This window comes from Rhodococcus sp. PAE-6 (assembly GCF_025290685.1).
Taxonomy (GTDB): domain Bacteria; phylum Actinomycetota; class Actinomycetes; order Mycobacteriales; family Mycobacteriaceae; genus Rhodococcus; species Rhodococcus pyridinivorans.
On sequence record NZ_JAOCLZ010000168.1, the window covers coordinates 1 to 251 of the forward strand.

Annotated in this window: 1 protein-coding gene; it reads left to right on the forward strand. The window is 66.9% G+C overall.

Annotated features, from left to right (window positions below):
* Positions 1-42 precede the first annotated feature (42 nt).
* The coding region (locus tag NVV99_RS26660; protein WP_260783319.1) for a DUF2516 family protein at positions 43-251 on the forward strand (209 nt) is incomplete at its 3' end.

Below are 251 nucleotides of genomic sequence, written 5' to 3' on the forward strand. Positions count from 1 at the left end.
CGTGCGAACTCGCACGAGGGCCGATTCTCGTAGACTGGTGTGGTGACCAATGTCGAGTCACTTGCCGGTCTGATCATCCTCGCGCTGCAGATCATCGCCATCGCCGGGGCGGGATTCGCGCTGGTCCACGTCGTGCGTCAGCCCGCCGAGGCGTTTCCGGCCGTCGACAAGCTGACCACGCCCGTCTGGCTCGGCATCCTCGTGGCCGCGTTGCTCGTCCTCGTCGTCTTCGGCGCGGTGGGTCTGCTCGG